The organism is Pseudomonas sp. CDFA 610, assembly GCF_021147865.1.
GTDB lineage: Bacteria > Pseudomonadota > Gammaproteobacteria > Pseudomonadales > Pseudomonadaceae > Aquipseudomonas > Aquipseudomonas alliivorans.
Genome location: NZ_JAGTPM010000018.1, coordinates 1 through 22195 on the forward strand (window position 1 = coordinate 1; position 22195 = coordinate 22195).

Sequence of the window (22195 nt, forward strand, 5' to 3'; positions counted from 1 at the left end):
GTAGGCACGTCGTGTTCGAGGGTTATCCAGGTTGGCAAACCACTCGACCGCGGCCGGAACTTGGGCCAGCGTCTGAAATTCGACCGCCGTGAGCCGACGGTGATCATTGTGATGGGCTTTCGTCAGTTCTTGCATGTCGTTCTCTCGATTGACCCGGTTGCGATCATTGGTCATGGATCTAGTCGCGAAAGCAACGTCAGTTGCGGTCGCTGGTCCTGAAACCGACAAACGGCAAAAATTGGTGATAACCTATTTTATCACCACTAATAAGAAAAATCAGAGTGGGTCATTTTTCCACCCCAATCAATGTTCTCGATTCGGAAGGAAAAATAAAAATTGGAAAAAGACTATATTTGGTCTATATTTGGGCTTCGAATATGCGGCTTCGGCAATGCGCAAGCAGCCAAGCGTTATGCATCAGTTCCTCGGTGCAACTATGAAGGAGGTCTCAACTCATGCGAGTTGAAACAATAAGTTATCTGAAACGCAACGCAGCCGACCTGCCTCTCGATGAGCCTTTGGTTGTCACGCAAAACGGTGTCCCGGCCTACGTGGTGGAGTCTTACGCTGATCGTAAGCGCCGCGATGAGTCAATTGCCTTGGTGAAGCTTCTGGCAATCAGCTCCCGCGAGTACTCCCAAGGCAAGCACTGTTCCACTGACGAACTCAAAGCCCGACTGAGCAGGAGGTTTGCCCATAAATAAATAGGAGCATCAATGAATACGTTTGCACTGCGCTTTACCGAGGTTGCCCAGCAAAGCCTCGAAGACCAGGTCGAACACCTGGCGGTCACTCAGGGATTCTCATCAGCTGCTCAACGCATAGATACCCTGATCGATGCCATTCAGGACAAGCTCCTGTCTACCCCATTAGGCTACCCGGTCAGTCCTCAATTGAGTGAGCTGGGTGTACTGCACTATCGTGAGTTGAACACTGACGGATACCGGATATTTTACGAGGTCATGGATTCAGATGGTAATAACGTCATTGCCGTATTGCTCGTATTAGGCGGGAAACAGAGTGTGGAGCAGGCTCTCATCCGCTACTGTCTGCTTCAGCCTATTTAGTGTCTCGGTGGATAAAGACGCACCACCTAGGTTGATTTCGCTCCAGTCCAGAGCTTCGACAGCAATCTGCTAACAAAGGGACGTCTAGTAAAGACGCATTCCCTTTACATACGTCGGCTATTCTTAGGAGCTTTGGTTCGAGGCAGATATTGTTTTTGGGCCAAACTGCGTCGTTTAGTTGTCAAAAACGGTACTATGTAGGGCATCACACCCCCCATCATTGCAGCACCTAACGCCATCCCAACGAAAATGCGGGCTTCAGTAAATTCATCTGGCACCAGGCTGAGCAGTACAAAACACGTAAGCATGATGCCAAGCGAGATTTGCCAGACACGGTGATCAATCTTTGCATCACGCAGATCGAATACTGACGCTCGCACTGACTCATCCTCAAAGTTCTGAGTGGCTATCACCGTTTTGAGGTCTACTACCGGCTCGTCCCCGAATTCTGGATTTCCCAGTGGGGAAGTAATGCCTTTGGGCATAAACAATGCGAGCTGTATCTGTTCTGGCTCAGGAAAACCACTCGGCCAAGGCACCGGCCCCTTCACGCCATAGGCTTTCATTAAAGGTAGTGTCCAGCTTGGGTTGGGTATGTTCTCAACCCAGCGCCCGTCCAGTACCGCCCATGTCGCAGAGAATGCGCTTACCTGTATGCGGTAGATTGTAATTCGGGAGGGTTCTGGGTAGGTACGCTCGTAAACTCTGGCAGGTATCGATTCGACGCCTACTTCGCGCAGAAAGTCGACACGGTTCTTGCCCTCGCTAGGCACGAAAAGACCAAGTGGCTTAACCCAGGCATAGGTCGCGTCGTCTACCTTACCGTTCACCATTGCACCGAAGTCAGACAAATGATCGCGACACTTTTCTATTGCTTTTTTATCAAGGCTCTTACGGCGCCACCGCCAACTGCACCCCAGTGTGTTAGCGGTAGGTACTGAAGCAAACTGATACGACGGGCTGCCGTCGTCTGTGCGTGCGCAGGCGCGGTGAAAGGGCAAAACATAGCATATGAACGACATCGGTACGTGAGGACCATAAGCGCCATCATGTAGATCGCGAGCAAGCATACTCGCGCCGTGATCAGATACAGCACGGTCGATTAGGTATTTATTAAAGACGATAGATTGCACTGCACGATTCAGCTCTGGAGATATGTCAAGATCCATTGTGGAATGCGTCTTGGTTGAGGACGGCAGTGATGTCTCAGTCATATATATACCTAACTGGCTATCGGAAAATGGCTTTAACTTATGGTGCTTTGGAAAAAATAAGCAAAAAGTTCAGATTGAGATTTTATATTGAGCTTGCCGTAAAAATTTCTTCGATGCACTTTCACGGTCTCTGGGGATACTGAAAGCTTTCCAGCTATTTCGCTATTTGAAAAACCGCTTAAAGCTAGTTTTAAAACATCAATCTCCCGTCCCGTGAGTTGTGGCGCAAGTTCTAGAATCTTGTCCTGCCACTGCTGAGGTCGAGAGCTTTCATTTTCTTCAGTATCAGAAGCTATACGTTGCTTCATCAAAGCTAATACCCATGGTTTAATTAACTCGAATATAGCAATATTTTCCTGGGTGAAACGACTTTTGCTTCCCATGGATAAACAAAGTGTTTTTTCAGAATTAAGTTGAACGTTGTACTGAACTTCATCTACCGAGACAAAATGCTCAAAATATAGATGATAGTATTCTGTTTCCAAAAAGTGGGTAGGTGCAATATCCAATAGGTGAAAAAAACCGCTTTGCTGATTTTCGCGATTAGCTATATAAAAAGGGTCCAGCATGTAGAGGCCTTTGACATAGCGGTTGAGTAGTCCATCTATTTCTTCTTCATCTGCAGTATCAGGATAGCAAATTGCCTGTACTCCTTCGCTGCCAAACATTAGCACGACCCAGTTGTCAACTGGAGCGTATTCCTTTAGCAGTCTGACTAGCGAGTTCCAAAACTCAGGCCGGTTGAGCTTCTCGATTAGATTCGCTATCGATCTGTGCCAAATTTGGCCATGGAGCTGGTTTGGCATTTTCTACCCCTATCGGGTTATTTAAAACCTGAATTAATGCGTTTATATTGCGCTCTCATGGATTCGGTACCTACCGAGTGGTACTGACCAATGGCATGGAGTAGGCCTATGAAAAACGTTCGCATATTGACCCTCATGACGGCCTCTTTGTTCAGTGTTGGGTTGAATATTGCGGTCGCAAGCCCGCCAAGCGTACATCTGTACAACTGGTATGGCTTCATCGCACCCGATACTCCAGATGAATTCGAACGCGAAACCGGCAGCCAACTGCTGATTGATTCCTTCGACAGCGCCGAAATCATGCAAAGCAAGGTTATGGCTGGACGCACGGGATACGATGTAGTGGTAGCTACTTCAAACGTTTTGCCGAGCTTGATCGCTGCCGGAGTACTCCAACCTTTGGACCGTAGTCGGCTTGGCAACTGGCCACACCTTGATTCCGAAATACTGGCCAAGGTTTCCATCAATGACCCTGGAAATCGGTATGCAGTACCTTACCTTTGGGGTACTACCGGTATCGGATATGATGTTGATAAGATAAAGTCAGCGCTAGGCAATGACGCTCCGGTAGATAGCTGGGATTTGGTTTTCAAGGAAGAGAACATCAGTAAGCTCAAGCAGTGCGGTGTAGCAATGCTCGACTCTCCGAGTGAAATTATTTCGATTGCCTTGCACTACCTTGGTCTGCCTCACAACAGCAAAAACCCAGACGACTATCAGAAAGCTCAAGCCTTATTGCTCAAGATTCGTCCTTATGTACGCTATTTTGACTCATCTAAAATTGATGCTGATCTGGCTGATGGTAATATTTGTATGGTTGTAGGATGGGCAAATGGTGCGCTTGCAGCGCAAGAGTTGAATGAGAAAAACAAAACTGGACGTCGGATAGCATACTCCATCCCTCGCGAAGGCGCTTTGGTATGGTCAGAGAATATGGTGTTGTTGAAGGATGCCCCTCATCCACAAGAAGGCATGGCGTTTATAAACTACATGTTGCGCCCTGAAGTGATTGCTAAAACTTCAAATCACACCCTTTACCCTAGTGCTAATAAAGATGCAAAGCAGTTTGTAGAGCCAAAACTTAGAGATAACGCTTCGGTTTATTTGGATAAAGATACTATTAGTAGGCTTTTCCCTTTAGAGCCCCTTCCGTTGAAGCTAGAGCGAATTCGCACACGCGTTTGGGTCAAAGTGAAGAGTGGTATTTAAGCCGGAAATTTTTGCCGTGAATATTGAGCGCGTTTTGCGTAGATTCGTCTAAGTAGAACGCTCAAGTGATGGTATAGATTCGAGGACAGAATCAGCTATGACTACCTCAGTCGCTGTGCTAGAAAAACCACACCGGGATGAAATCAAAGAGCTGGTACAACTCGTTAGAATGGATGAGAAATATGCTGCGTTGGTTGCAGACGGTTTCTTACCTCTAGATTTGCAATCGAGTATATATAACTTTCAGAGAAAAAGCCGTATAGAGGAGTTATCTCAAAAATATGGCCTGATTTAACGAGTTTTCAACTATTCAGACTGTGTCTTTTTGGACGGGTTATTGTATGCGATGAATTTATCGGTAAGACGGATGATTTCCTCAAGACTTTCAGGAGAATCGACCTGGTTGATTTTTTCTGAAAGTTCTTGTCGGAGCGATATCAATCGCGTGCGTAGAACATCTTGGCCACCAGGTAGCAGCTCTCCTGGAGAGACGTTAAAAACGGTTGCGATTCTTACCAACTGCTCGATGCCAGGCAGGTTTATGCCTCGTTCGTAACGTCCTATCAGCGGAGCGTCGCAGCCAATCTTTTCCGCCAAGTCCGCTTGGCTCAACGTAGAAGACTTCCGAAGGGCTTTGATTTTTGCTCCTACCACGCTCCTGAGAGTGTCCACAGCGTCTCCAAAAAAAACCAATAATTTCATCTGCTTGCGCCTTCACAAAGTCACAAATGTGTCTATTAGATACAAAAGTGTTTACTTTTTTTTCTGTTCCATCTATTTTGTTTCCTAGAAATCCGTTTCCTGATTGAGCTCCTTCGATCCAGAAGCGGATAGAGCCGGCTCTCCATGGCTCATGATTCTCCCCTGGGCCCAGCGGTTCCGGAATTCGAAAGAGCGCCTGATCAAAAGGTTCTGATTATGAAAAACTGGCACGTTTTGATGCATAATTCTGCCGTTTATCAGTCACTTATGACATTGATAGAACGGTTAGACGTTGAGGTGTATTCCCCCGTCAGAATTACCTCTCGCAAACGTACGGATCGCCCTTCGTCGATAGAAAAGGAGGTTCGTTTGTTTCCTGGCTATCTGCTGCTACGGTTCGATCCCGAGGTGACACACACCACAACCATCACAGCGTTGAATGGTGCTCATGGGTTCGTTCAGTTCGGCGGTCGAACCTGTGTTTTGCAGGACTCTACGGTAGAGAAATTAAAGGCTGCTTCGCTGATTCGATCTAACCGTTCACTCGATTGCATCGAGTTTCGCAATGTGCCGACAGAGCTAGAAAAAACGCTCCGTCTGATCATAGACATGAAATCTGAAGCTGCCCGCAGGGCGGCTTTCTTCGCGCTTCTGTCGCAGAACGCCGCGCTGGAGCGCCTTGTCGGGCGTTCTGGGACCGTTTTCTATTCGACGGTAAATGCCGCCTAGGCATTACCTATTTCCACGATTTCCCATTTCACCGCCAGGTCTCGCCTGGCGGTGTTTTTTTGCGTTCTCACAGCCCTTAGGAGTTCCCATGGCGTCATCCGAAGATGAAGCAACCACCAAGACATCAAGCGTATATATCCGACCGATCAGGGTGGAGGCGCTGAATAAAGCTGCGATACGGGTGAGCTATGAAACCCAAAGCTCCAGGCAGATTTCACCCTCGGAGCTCGCTCGGTATCTGATCGATAATTTTCTTGAAATGGCCGTTGGGCAGCTGATTGAAGACTCCAAAAAACCGGTACCCGGCAAACCTCTTACGGCCTCAGATTAAAAGGAACCTGTAATGCTCACCACCAGTGCCTTTCTGGCCCTGGCTATGCAATGCGCTCCCTCGATACACCCAGACACGCTGACCCCCATCGTCAAGACAGAATCCTCCTTCAATCCCTATGCCATCGGCGTGAGCGGCAAAGTGTTGCCGCGTCAACCGCAGAGCCTGGATGAAGCCGTATTGGCGGTGAAAAAGCTGGTCGCAGAGGGCGCTGACTTCAGCATCGGCCTGGGCCAAATCAACCGGCAGCATTTCGATGTCAGCCGACCCGAACCTGTGTTCGAACCCTGCACCAACTTGCGCATGGCAGCGCGAGAGCTACAGGCCTGCTATGTAAAGGCCAGGAAAACCGATCCTGATGTGCAAAGCGCTTTGCACAAAGCCATTTCCTGTTACTACAGCGGCAACCCCAAACGTGGCTTTAAGGCCGAGGCCGAATTTGGTGGCAGCAGCCACGTGCAACGTGTGTTGGCCAATGCAGGCACGACCACCGTGACGGTCCCTGCGCTGGAAGGCGGATCACCTGAACCGAACAAGCACCAGCGCGCTCAGGCCCCAGCGTCCACCGTTGATCCGACCTACGAAAGCTGGGACGTACTGCGCCAGTACCCGCGCTATCTGCCACCGGCACCACCGTCTGTTCCTGCTCCACCCACTGCTCCAGCTTCACCAGCTGTATCCCCTGAAGAACCCTCAACTCCCCCCAAAGAGGATCAATGATGATCAAACGTACCCTTGTGCCTAATAAAGGCGAGCTGGGCATTTTGCTTGTGGCCTTGGCTTGCCTGCCTGGCATCGCCTCCGCCGACTGGCTCAGCACGCTGAACCAGTGGGGCAGCAATATCCGCCTTGGCCTCTACACCCTGGCGGGCACACTGGGCCTGTGTTGCCTGATCTGGTCAGGTGCCCAATGGCTGATTGCTCGCTCCACGGGCGACCGCTCGCACACCTTCATGGACTACTTGCAGTCGATGGGTGTGTTACTGGTGGTCGGAGGCTCGGTGGCCTTGGGCACAGCTGCCTGGCAGGTGTTCGGCACTGGCGTGCCGGGTTGATCAGGAGCGCTTATGGCCAGTAACGAAGTACTCAAGAAACTGACCTTCGAAAGCTACAACGCCATGAGTCGGCCTGCGATGTTCTGGAACATTCCCATCATGCCCATGGTGGGGTTGCTAATGGGCGGCTTGGTCTTCGGTGTTGCCGCGACGTTCCTGCTGTCCTGGGTGTGGGGCCTGGTCGCTGCCTCCCCATTCCTGATTGCCCTCATCGCCTTGAGGGTCGTGGGCCTGATCGATCCTCAGTATTTGCGCCGTATCCGCTTCGCACGGCGGCGTCTCTGGCTGAACCTCAAGTACGGCAAACCGTTGTTGCTGACCCCTTTTAATCCGCAATGGAGCGAATTCTATGGCGCACGATTTTCACACAAGCGTTATGCCCCCGGAAAAGAAAGTGCCATTGATGCGCTATCCGGTCCACGAACACATGGTGACCCTACCCGGCAACCGCCTGGTGAGCCTGATCCAGTTAAAGGGGGTTTCCAGTGAAACCCGCAGTGATAACGAACTGATCCAACTGTTTCATAACCTCAACCGCTACTTCCTGGCCCTGGGCAAAAAGGAAGGCAAGCACCTGATGCTGCAAACCTACATCACCAAGACAGGCATCGAGCTGGACACGCAATACACTTTGCCGCTGCCCGCGCTGCAGGACTTCGTGGACGCTTACACCGCACCCTTTCGCAACGGCACCTTCTTCCAGGTCGGGTACAGCATTGCCCTGATCCTCAAGTACCGCGAGGTTGATGAAGGGATCGAGCGTATGAGCGACCTGTTGTCACTTTCCTCTACGTTGCTGGCCGAATATGACCCGGTCATCATGGGCCTTGAGGAAAGCGAACACGGTGCATTGTTCTCGCAGATCGGGCGCTACTTCAGCCTGTTGATCAACGGGCACGAAAAAGACGTGCTGGTCAGCGACACCCGCTTGGGTGACGCGATCATTGATAGCGTCACCAACTTCGAAAACTACGATTTTGTCGAGAACCGGCCCAATCGGGGTGGCCAGCGTTTCGCGACTACCTTTGACCTGCGCGACTACCCCAGTGGCGGTACCTACCCCGGTATGTGGGACGAGGCCATCGAGCAGCAGTTCGAGTTCACCCTGGTGCAAACGTTTCTGTTCGAAGACCGTAACAAGGCCAAGGACAAATTCAAAAAGCACGTGGCGGATCTGGGTTCTGTCGAGCGCGATTCAAAGCAAACCGAAGAGCTTGAAAATGCCATCGATGCCATCACCCTGGGCGACAAGGCGTTTGGTCGTTATCACGCCTCGCTGATCGTCTACGGCAACACCCCGGACCAGGCCATCGAGAACGGCACGAAAATGGCGTCGGTGTTCACGGTGCGTGACGCGACCTTTGTGCGTTCGACCATGAGCAACATCGACACCTGGTACACGCAGTTCCCCGGTGTGACCGAGGCCATGTACCCGATGATGAAGTCGACCGAGAACCTGGCGTGCAGCTTTTCCCTGCACTCCACTCCCACTGGCAAGGTCAAGGGCAACCCCATCGGTGATGGAACGGGCGTGATGCCGGTGCTGACGGTCAACAAGGCCTTATATGTGCTCAACGTGCATGACAGCCCACCCGGCCAGAACAACCTCGGTGAAATGCTGCCAGGTCATGCGGTTTACACAGGCCAAACGGGGGTGGGTAAAACCACCGCTGAGGCCATCCTGCTGACCTTTCTCAGCCGCTTCGATCCGCTGATTTTCAGCATCGACTACAACGAGTCTTTGAGACATCTGCTGTGTGGGTTGGGTGCCGAGTATTACACCGTGCAGCCTGGGCACTTCACCGGCGTCAACCCGTTTCAGTTTCACGACCGTCCTGGGTTGCGGCAAATGCTGAATGATCTGGTGCTGTGCTGCGCCGGTGGTCCAGCGAAGACCGATGAAGCCGACCAGCGCACGATCAAGGATTCGGTCGAAGCGGTCATGGCGCATACCAATGTGCGACTTCGGGGCATGTCGCTGCTGCTGCAAAACATCCCCCATCGGGGTGGCAATTGCCTGCACACCCGGCTGTCGAAATGGTGCCGTTTGGCCGGTGAAGGCCGCGAAGGTCAGTACGCCTGGGTTCTGGACTCGCCGATCAACCAGTTCAATGCGCAGACTTACCGGCGTCTGGCCTTTGACTGCACGCAGTTGCTCAAAAACGACTACGCCGAGAAGCACCCCGAAGTCATGGAAGCGTTTCTGAACACGTTGTTCTACATGAAACGCGAAATGCACGAAGCCCGCCCCGGCAATCTGCTGTTGAACGTGGTGGCCGAGTATTGGGCACCGCTGTCGTTCAAAAGCACGGCGGACGCAATCAAAGAGGTCCTGCAGAGCGGACGCATGCGCGGGGAAATCCTGATCATGGACACCCAGTACCCCGAGCAAGCACTGGCGACGCCTTACGCAGCAGCCGTCATTCAACAAGTGACAACGCCTATCTGGCTCCCAAACAAGAAAGCCCAGGCCGAGAGCTACGCCAAGTTCGGCGTCACCGGCAAGGTGTTTGAGGCCGTGCGTGATATGGGACCGCTGAGCCGGGAAATGGTGGTGCAACAGGGGCACCAGACGGTGAAGCTGAAAATGGAGCTGGACGGCCCGCTCAAGTATTGGTTGCCGCTGTTATCCGCCACTCAAAAGAACCTGGCAGTGGCTGAGCGTATTCGGCAACACCTAGGCACGACCGATCCCATGGTCTGGGTCGATGCGTTCCTGGTGGCCGAGGCCGTGCGCCAATGGTTGAACACCGACGATCCCGCTGTATGGCTGCCGGCGTTCGACTACGCCGAAAACCTGCGCCAATCCATGAACACGCGAGATGCACAGCGCTGGCTACCGACCTTTCAAAAAGGCTGGAAAGCCCTTCAGGAACACAACGAAATCGAGGATGCGTCATGAAAAAGAACATGATTGCTTACGCGCTGAGCGCGCTCATGTTGACCGCTGCCCTGCCTGCTGCTCACGCAGCAGTACCAGGTGTGCCAGTCTTGGATCCGTCCAACCTGCTCGCGTTGAAGGCGAATGCGTTGGCCCAGGCCAAGCAGGCAATGGACGCGCTGGCGACGGCCAAGGACGCCATCCGCGAGACCGCGCAGCAGTACAACCACTACAAGAGCATCATCACCGGCAACGACATGCTAGGTGGGTTCCTGAACGACCCCGCCTTGAACAAGGTGATGCCCATGGGGGACTGGGCCGATGTCTACGGCACGGCACGGGACATCGCCAGTTTGCGTGACCGCTACGGCTTAACCTCAGATAATGCCAGCGTGCAGGCGAAATTCGACCAGATGATGTCGGCTGCCGATGCGCTGGAGCGCAATTACAACGCCAGCACCGAACGGGTGAAGAACGCCGAGCTGTTACGTGCCCGGTTGAATGAGGTGACGACCCCACAGCAGAAGGAGGATTTACAGTTGCGTTACCAGCAGGAGCTGATCGAACAGCAAAACCAGCAGATGCGGCTGGCCAACATGCAGATGCTTCAGCAACAGCAAGAGAAAATGGAAAATGAAAAGCGGGCACAGGCGTTTAGTGATTACATGAAGGGTAAAACTAGCGTGCGGCCTAGCTACGATTGATTAACTACCGAGTTCACAAGGGAATATGACCTATGTTTAATAAATTGAGTGCTGTAATTTGTTTGTTGCTGTTTGCGTTGGCACTGTCCGGTTGTAGTGATGATAAAGGACAAGGATTTGTTGGGCGGTGGACTGGAGAAAATATCAAAAGGATGGGCAAGCCAAGCTTTGTAATGGATATCTCAAAAGATGGAGAAATATTTCATATAAACCTTGAAACAACAGATGATATTTTGGGGCATGGAAAAAGAGAAAAAAGCATGCAGATGTTCGAAGCCAAAGCAGACGCGGACAGTGTCCTAAGCATTGCTGGTGGTCTTGCAACCATGCGCTTGGAAGGTAATGTCATCTATTTTGATAACACCACCTATACCCGATCAAAATAGTGGAGGCGGCATGGACGTAACAAAAATAGCCCAGACGTTGTTTGGTTTCGTTGATGCCGCTCTGCAAAGTGCCTTGGTCACTGGGATGGCCAAGGTGATGCTTGGGCTTGGAGCGCTCTTTGGAACCATGTGGTTGATCCACTTCACGCTTCGAAATATTCAGTGGTTGTACCGGGGCATGAATGTCGCTTTTGAAGATGTAGCGAAAGAAATTGCGAAAATGGCATTCATTGCAGCGTGTGCGTTTAACCTGGAGTGGTACGTTCAGACGATTGTGCCCTTTGTCACCGGCTTTCCAAATTGGATGGGGGGGATTATGTCTGGCCAAGAGGGCGAGCAAACTAATCAGATCGACAGTTTAATTGTTGTATATGCTTCGAACCTAGAAGCCCTGATCGGGGCTATGGAATTCAATATCGTCACAACCAGCTTTGCTAAAATTTGGCTGGGCATTCAGGGCGTGGTGTTTTACGTTCTTGGAGGTATCCCGTTCTTGCTCGCCGCCGTCGCCACACTTTTTGTACTAAAGGTGTCTACTACGGCTATTGTGGCAGTAGGGCCTTTGTTCATTGCCTTTCTACTGTTCGATCAGACCAAACAGTACTTCTGGGGTTGGGTATCAGCCATCGCAGGTTTTATGTTGGCTCAGGTACTTATTTCAGTCGTCCTTGCTATAGAAATTGGCTTCATCAATACCGTGATGATTACCGGTGGAGAGTTGAATACAACTCTGCAGGGGAATATCACTATTCTGGTTGTCTTTTGCACGTTCACAGCACTTGTCATCGAACTGCCAGGGCAAGCAGCTTCCATCATGGGAGGTGGTCCCTCCGGAGGCGGAATGGCCAGCAGAATATCAGGATTTGGTGCAGCAAAAGGCATGACTCGCGGTGTCGCCGCTGGCATTTCCAAGCTGCGGGGAGGACGCAACAACATCAAGTAGCATAATGCTTTACCGGCTGCGCCCTCTTTCTACTCGCAACACCCTCGCTTCTCTCAGGTACTCCACTATGAATTTCAAACTTGCTTTGAGCGGGCTGCTTTCGGCTGCCTTGCTGTCCGGGTGTGGCTCTGCACCCAAACTTTCCGAACCGGAAGGGCAGTGGGAAGACATGCCCTTCACCCACAAGCCTGCACCTGCGCCAGCAGCGGTGATAACTGCTCCGCGCCCCGTGCCCGGCCGGGTACAGCCAGCGGCAAGCCCCGCTACCCAGGATTCGCCGCTCAAGACTACCCAGCAAAAGCGCCCGGTAACCGCCTCCCCGGCAAAGCCTGCCGAGGCCCCGCCCAACGACTTTAAATGCTCCGCGAACTGATCCGCGCAGCGCGTGTTTGTCCAGGTTTAGGTGACTTATGAGAAAGCTACGAAAATCCAAACAGGACGTGATCGACCAGGAGCGGCAACTGGCCGCCCGTACCAGCATCGATGCGGCTACAGCAAAAGAAATCAGCCTGGCCGAACAGGCATTTATCCATGCAGCGCGGTTTTTCGAGGAACACATCGCTGCCGATGAAAAGGCCAAGACCAAACGAGCAACGCGGTTGAATTATGTGTTCGGGGCAATTGCCGTCATGTCAGTCGCCGCCGTGATGGGCCTGACCCCGCTCAAGACCGTAGAACTTGGCCTTGTACGTGTAGACAGAAACTCCGGCTACACGGACGTGGTGTGGGCCGATGACAAAGGCAAGCCACCGGAGCAGATCGATGACGAGTTCTGGCTTTCTACCTATACGCGCTTTCGCGAGAGCTACAACTTTTCGAGTAACGATGCCAATTACGGCATGGTCAAGTTGATGTCATATGACGAGACCTTTGCCGAGTACCGCAACTTCCAATTGTCCTCCAAAGGCTATCTGGAAGTGCTGGGGACCAACCGGCAGATACGCACTGATATCAACAATATCAACTTCCTGGAACGCAAAGACCGGGAAGGCACCGCCCAGGTGCGGATCACTAAAACCGTGCTGGACCGCAATGGCGTCCCCGATCCTCAGCTGCACCCTGTGACCTGGGTGGCCACAGTGACCTACGACTACAAAAACCCCGCAAAAAAAGCCGGTGACCAGTGGCTGAACCCCCGTGGCTTCGGGATCAAGGCCTACACATTGACCCAGGAAGTGGGGGTGTCCAATGGTAAATAAAGCCGCTTCAGGCCTCACCGCCTTGTTGCTTCTTACGTCCGGTCTGCCCGCCTCTGCCGAGAGCATGGGTACCGGCTCGGCACTGGACCGGCGCGTGCAGACCGCTGTTTACAGCCCGGACAACGTGTACCGCATCCAGGCCTCGGTGGGTCGTACCTCGCTGGTTCAGCTTCCGGCCAACGAGACGATCAATGAGGCCTCGGGCTTGATGGTGTCAGGCGATCCAAAAGCTTGGTCCATCGGTCCGAATAAGGCCGGTAACTTGGTGGCCATCAAACCCATCACCGACCAGGAGCCCAATACCAACCTGGTGATCAACACCAATCGGCACACCTACCTGTTGGAACTGAAACTGGTGAACCGGGCTGCGGACATGACTTACGCGCTGCGCTTCACCTACCCCGCGCCGCCGAAAAAGACCGGCGATGTACGCCGTGACCTCGGCAATCCCTGCGACGGCCCGGTGCAAAACGGCCCCTATCAAAAGCGCTCGAACGCAGAGAGCAAGTCCATAGGGCCGTATGAGGGCTGGGACAACGGCATGCTGACCTGCTTCCGCTTTACCGGCAATGGCCCTCGTCCGACGCTGTACCAGGTTCTACCAGACGGCACCGAAACGGTGGCCGACATGCACAATGAACAGAACGTGGTCGTGGTGCATGGGGTCAGCCGATTGTTTCGTTTTCGCCTTAACGGCCTGCTTGTAGAGGCCCGGCCTACTGCCCAGGTGAACACGGGGTACAACTTCAACGGGACCACCACCGGCGAGATTCGGGAGCTCAAGCATGCAGAACAATGACAATGACCAAACTCCGGAGAGCACACCAGGGTCGGACAGCATAGGGCCGCCCGAGCCAGCAGCGATCTCGGAACATGCCCCGGCATCCGAGCAAGCCAGCACCCAGGCCCGTGGGGCCTTTGATATACGGGCCAAACGCACAGGAGATACCCAAAATAAGAAGACGCTTTATTTGGGCCTGGTCGGGCTAGTGTTTTTAGGTCTGCTGGGGATTGCCGGACTCTGGTACTTCACCATTTCCCAGATGAAAACCACCGGCTCCGAGGTCGATGAAACCAAGGTCAAGAAGGACGCGACCCTGGACGTGAATCTGGGCAGCGACGACAGCATGAAAAAGGCTCGGGAGGCCAAGCTGGCCGCCGACAAAGCAGCCGAGGAAAACAAAGCGCGGGAGGAAAGAGAGCGATTGGCGAAAGAGCAAAAGGATAAAGAAGACGCCAATCGTGGGAAGACCGGTCAAGGCCCCGCCGCGAGTGCGCCGCCACCGCCTGGCGCGACCGGCCAGCCCCAACCCGTGGTGCTGACTCCCCGGCAGCGCAAGCTAGGCGTAGAGCTGTTCGTCACCTCGGAAGATGCGATGGGCACCGGCGCTGCGGATACACAGCCGCAACAGCCGTCCACCAATCAGCCCTCCGGGATGCCTTCACTACTGGACGGTATTCCTGGCGGATCGAGCGGCGACCTGGGCGGTGAATCGTCCAGTAGAAAACGCAGCAGCCTGAGCAACCTAGGCGGCACCACCTTTACCCCGGCCAGGGCGTACCTGGCACCGAACCGCAAGTACCTGGTCAGCCACAACACCTACACGCGCTGCGCGCTATACACCGAAATCATCAGCACTCACCCAGGGATGGTGGATTGTCGCCTAACCGATCCGCTGTATTCCGCTGATGGCTCCACGGTGATTGCGGCTGCAGGTGACAAGCTCACCGGTGAACAGACGGTTGAGGTTGGGCCAGGCGAAACCAGCGTGTTCACCACCTGGACCGAAATCGAAACCCAATCGGGTGTGCGGGCCAAGATTGACAGCTTGGGTGCAGGCCCCATGGGAGCCAGCGGGACCGAAGCCTGGATTGATCGTCACTACATGCAGCGCTTTGGCGGTGCGGTGATGTTGTCGTTCATCCAGGACGCGCTTCAGGCCGCGTCCAACACGACGCAGAAAAGCTCCGGGTCTGGAGGTTACACGGTGAACAACAGCGAGCAGAACGTGGAGAGCATGGCCAACAAGGCGCTGGACAGCACCATCAACATTCCGGACACCGGGAAACTGCTTCCAGGCACGGTCATCACCGTCATCGTGGCCCGCGACATCGACTTTTCATCGGTTTTCGAGAACCGCTAAGGAGTATTCATGACGCAAGAACAAGGACTCACCGAAGATACCCTGGTCCTGGACTTCCTCGACCAGGCAGGCGTCACTGAGCGCCTGAATCGTCAGGGCACCAAGGACGTGGCCATCAACCGGCCTTACGAGCTGTGGGTGGACGGTCCAAACGGCTGGCAATACGAGGAAGCGCCTTGGCTCACTTACAACCTGTGCTGGCGGCTGGCCAATGCGCTCTGCGCGCTGAACTACCGCGTGCTGGCCCCTCATTCACCGATTCACACGGTGGAGCTGCCTGGCGGGGAGCGGGGCCAGATTGTCATGGCCCCGGCATGCGAAAAGGGAACTCTGTCGACCACGTTTCGAAAACCCTCTTTGGATCGCTTCACCCACATGGATTACGTCAACAGTGGCCGCTATGACCGGGCCAGGGCCATCGCTTCACCGATACTTACCCTGAAAGACTGGCAGCGCGACATGCAGGAGGCCCATGCGGCTGGCCACTGGCACCGGTTCATGGAAATCGCCATCGCCCATCGGCAAAACATCATCATCTTTGGCGGTCCTGGCTCGGGTAAAACCACCTACGGCAAGTCGCTGATCGACATGTTTCCGGTCAACCGCCGCATGATCACTATCCAGGAAATACTGGAGGATCCCATGCCCTTCCATCCCAACCATGTGCATCTGCTCTATGGCCATGTGGTGACGCCCAAAGCCTTGGTGGCCAGCGCGCTACGGATGAAGCCCGACCACCTGTTTCTGGCCGAGCTGACGGGTGACGAGGTGTGGCATTTCATCGAGATTCTAAACACCGGCACCAAGGGCACAGTGACCACCGCGCATGCCAACGACAGTGAAGCTGGCTATGCCCGTGTGTGCGGCCTGGTGAAGCAATCGGAGATCGGAAAAGGCTTGGATTACGAGTACATCGAACGCCTGGTACGGACTTCGTTCGACGTGGTGGTGTACATGGAAGATACCTACATCGAAGAAGTGCATTACGAACCCCAACACAAGCTGGCCTTGCTCAATGGCCAGCGTCTACGAGCCGCCTAGGAGAGCGCCATGTGGTGGAAAGTCTCGTTATCAATCGTGTTCATGATGGCTGTGTGCTTCGTGATCGGACTGTACGCAGGGGGGGCGATGTTTCTGCACCTGACTCAAGGCCACTTTGCGGGCTTGTCCTGGGACACGCTGTGGGATGCCCGCAAGCTGCCCTGGAACGACATGCGAATGCTGTATGTGCCGTGGTCATGGTGTGTGACCGCTGCCCTCACCTTCTTGCCGGTCGGCATCACGCTGATGGCCGTTTTCATAGGCTTGAATCCCAAGACCTCGCTGCACGGTGATGCCCGTTTTGCCAACAACCGCGAGCTGCGCCAGTTCGAGTATCAAGGCGAGTACAAGAACACCAGCAAGTAGGCATTGCACCCGCATCGCCCCTGATACTCACGCATTTTCAAACCTTTCCATGCACCGCCACGCAGACGGCTATCAGCCGCCTGTAGGCGAGCTGTGTCCGGAAGCACCTTGCAGGAGAGCCCCAATGGAACAATCAAAAGAATCGAAACCCCTTCTCTTTTTGGGTTTGCCCTCGCCCATTGCGCTGGGCGTTGTCTTCATTGCAGCTTGGGGAATTTATATCGCACTCGCAAAGCTCGATGAGATCAATGCATCGCTCAGGCAGATCCAGGCCAATCAGCAGGTGGCCATAGCCCTGCAACAAAGCCTTCAGGCCCAAAGCAACGAAGCCCAGGCGATTGAGCGTCAAGCAGGGAGCCGCTGATGGCCAGAGCTAAATCCAAACCCATCAGCCCGACCAACCCACAAAAACGGATCGATGAGCATCCCGCGTTCCTCTTGGGCAAGCACCCCACTGAGGATTCGTTTCTGGCCAGTTACGGGCAACAGTTCGTGATGCTGGCCGCACCACCAGGCACCGGGAAAGGAGTCGGGGCCGTGATCCCGAACCTGCTCAGTTACCCCGATTCAATGGTGGTCAACGATCCGAAATTCGAAAACTGGGAAATCACCTCGGGGTTTCGTGCATCAGCAGGTCACAAGGTCTACCGCTTTTCGCCGGAACGCCTGGAAACGCACCGCTGGAACCCCCTGAGCGCGATCAACCGCGATCCACTCTACCGGCTGGGGGAGATTCGCACGATTGCCAGGGTGCTGTTCGTCTCCGACAACCCCAAGAACCAGGAGTGGTACAACAAGGCGGGCAACGTCTTCACCGCCGTACTGCTGTTTCTGATGGAGACGCCGGACATGCCTTTCACGTTGCCCCAAGCCTATGAAATTGGCTCTTTGGGTACCGGGATGGGGACGTGGGCCCAACAGATCATCGAGCTGCGCAGCACCGGCCCTAATGCATTGACCGTTGAAACACTGCGCGAGCTAAACGGTGTACTTGAGGCCTCGAAAAACAAGAGCAGCGGATGGTCCACCACCGTGGACATCGTGCGCGACGTGTTGTCGGTGTATGCCGAGAAGACGGTGGCCTGGGCAGTGTCAGGGGACGACATCGACCTGTCCAAAGCCCGTGAAGAAAAGATGACCGCGTACTTCAGCGTCACCGAGGGTTCGCTGAAGAAGTATGGCCCGCTGATGAATTTGTTCTTCACCCAGGCCATACGGCTCAACTCCAAAGTCATACCAGAGCAAGGCGGCCACTGTGCAGACGGCACGCTTCGCTACAAGTACCAGTTGGCCCTATTGATGGATGAGCTGGCCATCATGGGCCGTATTGAAATCTTGGAGACTGCGCCTGCATTGACCCGAGGCGCGGGGCTGAGGTTCTTCTTCATTTTTCAGGGAAAGGATCAGCTGCGCGCTATTTATGGCGAGGAAGCTGCCAACGCCATCATGAAGGCGATTCACAACGAAATCGTGTTCGCCCCTGGTGATATCAAGCTGGCCGAGGAGTACAGCAGGCGCTTGGGCAACACCACGGTGCGCGTCCATAACCAGTCGTTGAACAGGCAAAAGCACGAGGTGGGTGCGCGAGGCCAAACAGACAGTTACAGCGAACAGCCCCGGCCCTTGATGCTGCCCCAAGACATCAACGAGCTGCCTTATGACAAACAGTTGATCTTCGTACAAGGAACCAAAACTACGCCCGCCCTTAAGATTTTGGCTCGCAAGATTTTTTACTACGAGGAAGAGGTGTTCAAGTCGCGAGAAAAGCTGCCGCCACCGCCATTGCCTGTCGGTGATGCCTCAAAAATCGACGCGCTCACCGTGCCGGTCCGCACCGTCGAAGCCAGGGTGGCAGTGGCCGACACCAAGCCTATGCAGGCCGAACAACGGCAGCGCTGGAACCCCAAAGAGACCGCGTCCAAACCCGTCCAGGTCGAAGCGGACAAGGCTCTGCCTCCCGAGGTCGAGCCGGATCCTGAGCCTATGCAGGCTCACGATACCCGCTAACCGATGTAGTCCCCCATCGGCGCACCCAAGCGCCTGCAGGAGCAAAAACATGAATACCTACAGCAAAACGGCTGACCGCCAGGGTCAGGCCGCCGGCAACGCCGTGCGCGGTCGCGGCAAAACGCGGGTCTGCGCGCTGTTCGCAGTGTGCCTGCTGGGCAGTGGCTCAGCTTTCGCCGGTGATCCGTGCAAGTCCGTGCTGTGCCTCTACGGCAAGTTCACCGGCAACAGCGGTGGCAGCGAATGCCGCAGCGCCGAACAGGACTACTTCAGCATCCTGGTCAAGAAGCACGGGAACATCAAATGGAGCCAGACCGCCACGGCGCGCCAGGACTACCTCAACAGCTGCCCCGGTGCTGATCAGAGCTACACCCAAAAAATCAACGACAAGTTCGGCAAGGTCCGGGGATAAGCCCCAGATCCTGACAAGGAGAACACCATGCGAGTATTCATTGCGGAAAAGCCTGCCCTGGGCCAGGTCATTGCCGAGGCGCTGGGCACCGTCATACGTAAGGACGGCTATTTCGAGTGTGGCAGCCACGACATCGTCACCTGGTGCGTTGGCCACCTGCTCGAACTGGCCCCGCCTGAGGTGCACAACCCCGATTATAAAAACTGGGTTCAGGCCGACCTGCCTCTGAAGCTGCGCCCGGCCAAGTACCAGCCCATCGCACGAACCAAGGACCAGCTGAGCATCGTCCAGCAGTTGATCGGTCGCGCCTCGGAAATCGTCCACGCCGGTGACCCGGACGACGAAGGCCAACTGCTGGTCGACGAGGTCCTGGTGCATTTTGGCAACACCGCGCCTGTCAAACGCATCCTGATCAACGACATGAACGCCAATGCCGCCCGCAAAGCTTTGGACGGCCTGCGTGACAACACCGAGTTTTACGGCCTGTTCCAGAAGGCACTGGCCCGCAGCATTGGTGATCAGTTGTACGGCTTCAACATGACCCGCGCCTGCACCCTGGCCGGTAGGGCCAAGGGTGTCAAAAGCGTGTTGTCGGTGGGTCGCGTGCAAACCCCGATTCTGGGTCTGATCGTGAACCGCTACCTGGCCAACAAGAGTCACGCCAGTGCGTTTTACTACACGGTAGCGGCAAGCCTGGCCTTTGGTAACAGTCGTCCCCAGGCCCGCCTCGTGGTGGCTGCTGATGCCCCAATTGATGACAAGAACCGCATCATCGACGAGGCGTATGCCACTCAGGTGGCCGATGCGTGCCGGCAGAAACCTGCAGACGTGATCGAGGCCCGTGTTGAGGAGAAGCAAACCCCGGCACCTTTGCCGTTCGCGTTGCTCGACCTGCAGGTGTACATGAGCAAGACCCACAGCATTGATGCCGAGAAAACCCTTGCCCTGACCCAGGCGCTGCGTGAGAAGTACAAGGCCATCACCTACAACCGGTCCGATTGCAGTTACCTGTCCGACGAACAATTTGCCGAGGCTCCGGAGACCTTGAGCCTGCTTAGCCAGGCACTGCCGGATCTAGCCGGGATGTTCACCGAAGTAAATTCGGAACGCAAAAGCCGGGCTTTCGACGACAGCAAGGTTTCGGCGCACACCGCGATCATCCCAACGGCAGTGAAGATCGATATTGCCCAGCTGAGTGACGAAGAGCGCGCCGTGTACCTGGCCATCGTCAAACGCTACGTCGCGCAGTTCTTGCCCGAAAAACGCTACCTCAGCGCCGAGGTGCGTTTTGGCGTGAACGGACACACCTTCGTAGCGCGCTCCACCAAAGTGACGCAGCCCGGCTGGACGGCGCAGGTCACTGAAGAAAACGAGCAAGACGAAGACGCATCAGACGCTGCCGAGGTTGCGAGCCCCTTCGATGCGCTGGCGGATATGAAAGTCGGTGACGCCGGGGTATGCGACGGCATTACGGTGGCCAAGGAAAAGACCAAGCCCCTGCCGCTCTACACGGAAGCCGAGCTGCTCAAGGACCTACGGCGAGTCGCCAAGTATGTGAAAGACCCGCGCATCAAGCAGCTGCTGATCGATCGTGACCAGGGCAAGAAAGGCGAGAACGGTGGCATCGGCACTCCGGCGACCCGTGGCGCGGTTCTGGCCAAGCTGCAGGAGCGTGGGTTCTACGCGGTAGAAAAGAAAAAACTGATCCCTACCGCGTTGGGTCTGGAGTTCATCGCCGCGTTGCCAGCGATTGCGACCACGCCAGACATGACCGCGCTCTGGCATGAACAGCAACAGATGATCGAGGCCGGTGAACTGACCGTCGACGCGTTCCTGGACGAGCTGGAGTCCTTCATTGCAGACCAGGTGCAGAACATCGATCTGGGCAAAGTGCAAGGCGACGGTAAGCCGGTACTGGATAGCCTGAACGCGCAGTGCCCCATGTGCGGCAGTGAACTGGCTGTCACCCCGCGAGTGATCGGCTGTCGCGCCTGCGCCTTCAAGTTCTACCCGGAAGTTAGCGGCAAGATGCTGTCCCCCGGCCAGATCGAGGCGCTGCTGACGACGGGCAAGACCGGTGTACTGAAGGGTTTTCACAGCAAGAAAACCGGCAAGTCCTTTGAAGCGGCCCTGAAGCTCAATCACGAAGCCAAGCTGGAATTCGTATACGGCCGCAAACCCACGCGCGCATGACCCCTCTCCTCAACGGAGGCATTTGCTATGTCAGACGAGAAATTACCCAAGGGAGCGTATGCCGCCCTTGAAGCGCTTCAGGCCCAGGCTGTAGCAGTAACAGCAAAGATTCCAGGCAACGATACTGAAGCCGTGGCATTGGGCCGCAAGGCACTTGAACACGCTCAGGCACAAATGGCGAAACATCCGAGTTGGGTGGCCAAGATCATCAAGGCGCTGATGAAAGACCCATTCGACGTGACTGTCCTGACTGCGGACGCTAATTGGCTTGCACAGACCTTTACCGAGCGCATTGCGCAGTGGCCACCTGGGGAAACGATGACTGCGCAGTGCCCCAACTGCGAAACCCCCGCAACCGTCGATATCGTCAATGTCAGAGGGTGGGAAATGACTTGGCGTCCAGTGGATTGCGACACCTGTTTTGCAGAGTTTGAGCTGTGGGCAGACGGCACAACAGTTTTGATGTTGGCCCCAGCTGCGCAGTCGTCGGCCCGGGGCCGCGAGCTGCTGAACACGACAATCCATTTTGACCCCGACGCCAGCAAAAACGCCCCCCACACCACTGCCGTCGAAATCTTGCTAGGAGGTGTGGGGCGACTGATGTTTCCCGATGGTACCGAGCAGTTTGTGGATGACGACGCCGAACCGGCGCTGATCTATTCGCCGCGCCTACAGCCCGACGCCCTGGAGCGATTCTGCGAAGAACACATGGACCGTTACGAGCGTTTCCACGAGGAACATGAAGCGCAACTGGCAAGCTGTGAACGTATCGCCATGGACGCCTTTTGGTAAGTCCGTAGGTCTCT

At 54.8% G+C, this 22195-nt stretch carries 27 protein-coding genes and 1 pseudogene; 24 read left to right on the top strand and 4 right to left on the bottom strand.

The window, feature by feature from the left end:
• Positions 1-135, bottom strand: a pseudogene (locus KDX39_RS25740) (tyrosine-type recombinase/integrase); the annotation flags it as partial.
• Between the two features lie 320 nt (positions 136-455).
• Here KDX39_RS25740 and KDX39_RS25745 point away from each other — a divergent pair.
• Both KDX39_RS25745 and KDX39_RS25750 read left to right on the top strand, forming a co-directional pair.
• Positions 456-704: a type II toxin-antitoxin system prevent-host-death family antitoxin gene (locus tag KDX39_RS25745; RefSeq protein WP_003436790.1), complete on the top strand. Its 249-nt coding sequence runs from the start codon at positions 456-458 to the stop codon at positions 702-704.
• A gap of 12 nt (positions 705-716) precedes the next feature.
• Entirely contained in the window at positions 717-1067 is a 351-nt protein-coding gene (locus KDX39_RS25750; RefSeq protein ID WP_046235778.1) for a type II toxin-antitoxin system RelE/ParE family toxin, read from the top strand.
• Positions 1068-1171: 104 nt separating this feature from the next.
• Here the strand turns inward: KDX39_RS25750 and KDX39_RS25755 are convergent, their stop codons facing one another.
• Positions 1172-2236, bottom strand: coding sequence for a hypothetical protein (locus KDX39_RS25755; RefSeq protein WP_231662314.1), 1065 nt, complete (start codon positions 2234-2236; stop codon positions 1172-1174).
• A 77-nt stretch (positions 2237-2313) separates the two neighbouring features.
• The gene (locus KDX39_RS25760) at positions 2314-3087 is read right to left on the bottom strand and encodes a helix-turn-helix domain-containing protein (protein ID WP_046235776.1); all 774 of its coding nucleotides are present in this window, start codon (positions 3085-3087) and stop codon (positions 2314-2316) included.
• A 108-nt stretch (positions 3088-3195) separates the two neighbouring features.
• Between KDX39_RS25760 and KDX39_RS25765 the strand changes: the two genes are divergently transcribed.
• Complete coding sequence (locus tag KDX39_RS25765; RefSeq protein ID WP_231662315.1) at positions 3196-4296, top strand: polyamine ABC transporter substrate-binding protein; 1101 nt, start codon at positions 3196-3198, stop codon at positions 4294-4296.
• Between the two features lie 97 nt (positions 4297-4393).
• Positions 4394-4591, top strand: coding sequence for a hypothetical protein (locus KDX39_RS25770; protein ID WP_046235774.1), 198 nt, complete (start codon positions 4394-4396; stop codon positions 4589-4591).
• An 11-nt stretch (positions 4592-4602) separates the two neighbouring features.
• On the opposite strand, the gene KDX39_RS25775 is transcribed toward KDX39_RS25770, so the two are convergent.
• The gene (locus tag KDX39_RS25775; RefSeq protein ID WP_231662316.1) at positions 4603-4998 is read right to left on the bottom strand and encodes a helix-turn-helix domain-containing protein; all 396 of its coding nucleotides are present in this window, start codon (positions 4996-4998) and stop codon (positions 4603-4605) included.
• A gap of 216 nt (positions 4999-5214) precedes the next feature.
• Here KDX39_RS25775 and KDX39_RS25780 point away from each other — a divergent pair, with 216 nt between their 5' ends.
• The 20 genes from KDX39_RS25780 (at position 5215) to KDX39_RS25875 (ending at position 22181) form a co-directional block, all read left to right on the top strand.
• Positions 5215-5727 carry a transcription termination/antitermination NusG family protein gene (locus tag KDX39_RS25780; RefSeq protein WP_046235805.1) on the top strand — a complete coding sequence of 171 codons (513 nt, stop codon included), beginning with the start codon at positions 5215-5217 and terminating at the stop codon, positions 5725-5727.
• A gap of 88 nt (positions 5728-5815) precedes the next feature.
• Positions 5816-6058: a hypothetical protein gene (locus tag KDX39_RS25785; protein ID WP_046235772.1), complete on the top strand. Its 243-nt coding sequence runs from the start codon at positions 5816-5818 to the stop codon at positions 6056-6058.
• 12 nt (positions 6059-6070) lie between these two features.
• On the top strand, positions 6071-6778 hold the full coding sequence (locus KDX39_RS25790) for a lytic transglycosylase domain-containing protein (RefSeq protein ID WP_046235771.1): 708 nt from the start codon (positions 6071-6073) through the stop codon (positions 6776-6778).
• A complete protein-coding gene (locus KDX39_RS25795; protein ID WP_046235804.1) occupies positions 6778-7113 on the top strand; it encodes a hypothetical protein in 336 nt (111 codons plus the stop codon). The genes KDX39_RS25790 and KDX39_RS25795 overlap by 1 nt, the downstream gene beginning before the upstream one ends.
• A gap of 12 nt (positions 7114-7125) precedes the next feature.
• The gene (locus tag KDX39_RS25800) at positions 7126-7602 is read left to right on the top strand and encodes a VirB3 family type IV secretion system protein (protein ID WP_231662318.1); all 477 of its coding nucleotides are present in this window, start codon (positions 7126-7128) and stop codon (positions 7600-7602) included.
• Positions 7517-10015, top strand: a complete 2499-nt coding sequence (locus tag KDX39_RS25805) for a VirB4 family type IV secretion system protein (protein WP_231662319.1) — start codon at positions 7517-7519, stop codon at positions 10013-10015. Before KDX39_RS25800 ends, KDX39_RS25805 begins: the two co-directional genes overlap by 86 nt.
• On the top strand, positions 10012-10698 hold the full coding sequence (gene virB5 / locus KDX39_RS25810; protein WP_231662320.1) for a P-type DNA transfer protein VirB5: 687 nt from the start codon (positions 10012-10014) through the stop codon (positions 10696-10698). The genes KDX39_RS25805 and virB5 overlap by 4 nt, the downstream gene beginning before the upstream one ends.
• A 32-nt stretch (positions 10699-10730) precedes the next feature.
• Positions 10731-11084: a hypothetical protein gene (locus tag KDX39_RS25815; RefSeq protein WP_046235768.1), complete on the top strand. Its 354-nt coding sequence runs from the start codon at positions 10731-10733 to the stop codon at positions 11082-11084.
• Positions 11085-11094: 10 nt separating this feature from the next.
• Complete coding sequence (locus KDX39_RS25820; RefSeq protein WP_231662321.1) at positions 11095-12027, top strand: type IV secretion system protein; 933 nt, start codon at positions 11095-11097, stop codon at positions 12025-12027.
• A 67-nt stretch (positions 12028-12094) separates the two neighbouring features.
• A complete protein-coding gene (locus tag KDX39_RS25825; RefSeq protein WP_082100731.1) occupies positions 12095-12400 on the top strand; it encodes a conjugal transfer protein in 306 nt (101 codons plus the stop codon).
• Between the two features lie 37 nt (positions 12401-12437).
• Complete coding sequence (locus KDX39_RS25830; protein WP_231662322.1) at positions 12438-13226, top strand: virB8 family protein; 789 nt, start codon at positions 12438-12440, stop codon at positions 13224-13226.
• Positions 13216-14025 (top strand): TrbG/VirB9 family P-type conjugative transfer protein, encoded by an 810-nt coding sequence (locus KDX39_RS25835; protein WP_046235765.1) that lies wholly within the window; start codon positions 13216-13218, stop codon positions 14023-14025. Before KDX39_RS25830 ends, KDX39_RS25835 begins: the two co-directional genes overlap by 11 nt.
• Complete coding sequence (locus KDX39_RS25840) at positions 14012-15370, top strand: TrbI/VirB10 family protein (protein WP_231662323.1); 1359 nt, start codon at positions 14012-14014, stop codon at positions 15368-15370. Before KDX39_RS25835 ends, KDX39_RS25840 begins: the two co-directional genes overlap by 14 nt.
• A gap of 9 nt (positions 15371-15379) precedes the next feature.
• Complete coding sequence (virB11, locus tag KDX39_RS25845) at positions 15380-16411, top strand: P-type DNA transfer ATPase VirB11 (RefSeq protein WP_057457503.1); 1032 nt, start codon at positions 15380-15382, stop codon at positions 16409-16411.
• Positions 16412-16420: 9 nt separating this feature from the next.
• A complete protein-coding gene (locus tag KDX39_RS25850) occupies positions 16421-16777 on the top strand; it encodes a hypothetical protein (protein WP_046235803.1) in 357 nt (118 codons plus the stop codon).
• 124 nt (positions 16778-16901) lie between these two features.
• Positions 16902-17141 carry a hypothetical protein gene (locus KDX39_RS25855; protein ID WP_057457502.1) on the top strand — a complete coding sequence of 80 codons (240 nt, stop codon included), beginning with the start codon at positions 16902-16904 and terminating at the stop codon, positions 17139-17141.
• Positions 17141-18784 (top strand): type IV secretory system conjugative DNA transfer family protein, encoded by a 1644-nt coding sequence (locus tag KDX39_RS25860; protein ID WP_046235801.1) that lies wholly within the window; start codon positions 17141-17143, stop codon positions 18782-18784. Before KDX39_RS25855 ends, KDX39_RS25860 begins: the two co-directional genes overlap by 1 nt.
• A gap of 49 nt (positions 18785-18833) precedes the next feature.
• Positions 18834-19196, top strand: coding sequence for a TrbM/KikA/MpfK family conjugal transfer protein (locus KDX39_RS25865; RefSeq protein WP_046235800.1), 363 nt, complete (start codon positions 18834-18836; stop codon positions 19194-19196).
• 27 nt (positions 19197-19223) lie between these two features.
• Entirely contained in the window at positions 19224-21389 is a 2166-nt protein-coding gene (locus KDX39_RS25870) for a type IA DNA topoisomerase (protein WP_231662324.1), read from the top strand.
• 27 nt (positions 21390-21416) lie between these two features.
• A complete protein-coding gene (locus tag KDX39_RS25875) occupies positions 21417-22181 on the top strand; it encodes a hypothetical protein (protein WP_231662325.1) in 765 nt (254 codons plus the stop codon).
• Positions 22182-22195 lie beyond the last annotated feature (14 nt).